The sequence below is a fragment of the Aeromicrobium sp. EU05-FHT14F07 genome (assembly GCF_058790455.1).
Window position 1 is genome coordinate 1 of the sequence record NZ_JBYTCR010000043.1, and the last position, 1,314, is coordinate 1,314.

Genomic DNA, 1,314 nt, shown 5'->3' on the forward strand with positions numbered 1-1,314 from the left:
TGTGGTTCCCCCCGAATCGTGGAGGGCTTCTCTATGCGGCTTCCCGGTCGGGGGCCGCTGTGTCCTCGTAGTTGACCGGGCTCATCATGCCCGCCGAGCTGTGCCGGCGTTCGTGGTTGTAGAACCCGTAGCACCAGTCCAGCACGACCGTCTGGGCCTGGCCGGTGTTGGTGAACTCGTGGCGTGAGAGGACCTCCCACTCCAGGCTCGAGAAGAACGCCTCGGCTGCGGCGTTGTCGAAGCACGACCCGACCCGGCCCATCGACTGCCGGATGCCAAGCTGGCGGCAGAGCTTGGTGAACGAGTTCGCCGTGTAGGTCGAGCCCCTATCGGTGTGGAAGATGACCCGCTTGCTCTCGTCCTCGCACCAGTCCGGGCCGTTGACCGCGTTCACGCCGCCGCGGCTCGCGACAGCCATCTTGATCGCCGCGCAGGCCAGCTCGGCGTCTGGATGCAGCGACGTCGCGGCACCCAGGAGACGACGGGAGTACAGGTCGATCACCGTCGCCAGGTACAGCTTCCCGGCCGCGGTCGCGATCTCTGCCATGTCGCCGACCCAGCGGGCATTCGGCCGGGGGGCGGTGAAGTCCCGCTTGAGCAGATCGGGGAACTTCGGCGCCGTCTTGTCCTGCCGGGTCAGCCCGTTCCTGCGCCTGATCCGCCGGGCCACCAAGCCCTGTCGGCGCATCGAGTCAGCGACCGTCTTCTCCGACACCGTCCAGCCCGCATCACGCAGGTCGTGGACCAACCGCGGCGAACCGTGCAGCCCCCGGGCCTTGCCGAACGCAACCCGCACGGCACGATCGACCGTGTCGCGGCGCCGGTCCCGCGTCGTGTGCAGCCCGTTGGCCGCGCCGGGGCTCTCGGCCCGTCCGAGCCACTTGTAGAACCACGCCAGGCTGACCCCGAGCAGGGCACAGACGACCGTGTGTGGCACGCGGTAGGTGGTCCTCTGGTCGGCGATGAAGCGTGCCACGCTCACTTCGTCGCCTCCTTGACCCACAGGACCACGGATCGCTTGAGGACATCACGCTCCATCCGGAGCTCGGCGACTTCGGCACGGAGCCGCTTGAGCTCTTCGACGTCGTCCTTCGACAGCCCCCGGGTGCCCTCGGCGGCCTCGCGTGCACGAGCGACCCAGTTGCCCAGGGTGCCCTCGTTCACGCCGAGGTCACGAGCGACCTGCGCGATCGGCTTGTTGGTCTCTTCGACGATCCGGACAGCTCCCTCACGGAACTCCCGGTCGTACTTCTTCCGCTTCTCTGGCATCTCGATCCTCATTGTCGATGCCTCTACGGTCCGGGGGGAACCTCA

2 protein-coding genes are annotated in these 1,314 nt (G+C 67.7%); both read right to left on the reverse strand.

Going from position 1 to position 1,314, the window contains the following annotated elements:
* Nucleotides 1–31: 31 nt before the first annotated feature.
* Nucleotides 32–976: an IS3 family transposase gene (locus AC3WRM_RS18385; RefSeq protein ID WP_492249998.1), complete on the reverse strand. Its 945-nt coding sequence runs from the start codon at nucleotides 974–976 to the stop codon at nucleotides 32–34.
* Between the two features lie 2 nt (nucleotides 977–978).
* Complete coding sequence (locus AC3WRM_RS18390; RefSeq protein WP_206051929.1) at nucleotides 979–1,281, reverse strand: transposase; 303 nt, start codon at nucleotides 1,279–1,281, stop codon at nucleotides 979–981.
* Nucleotides 1,282–1,314: the final 33 nt, after the last annotated feature.

Bases quoted from the DNA above. Each gene is read 5' to 3' on its own strand.
- AC3WRM_RS18390 (WP_206051929.1), bottom strand. From the start codon at position 1,281: ATGAGGATCGAGATGCCAGAGAAGCGGAAGAAGTACGACCGGGAGTTC.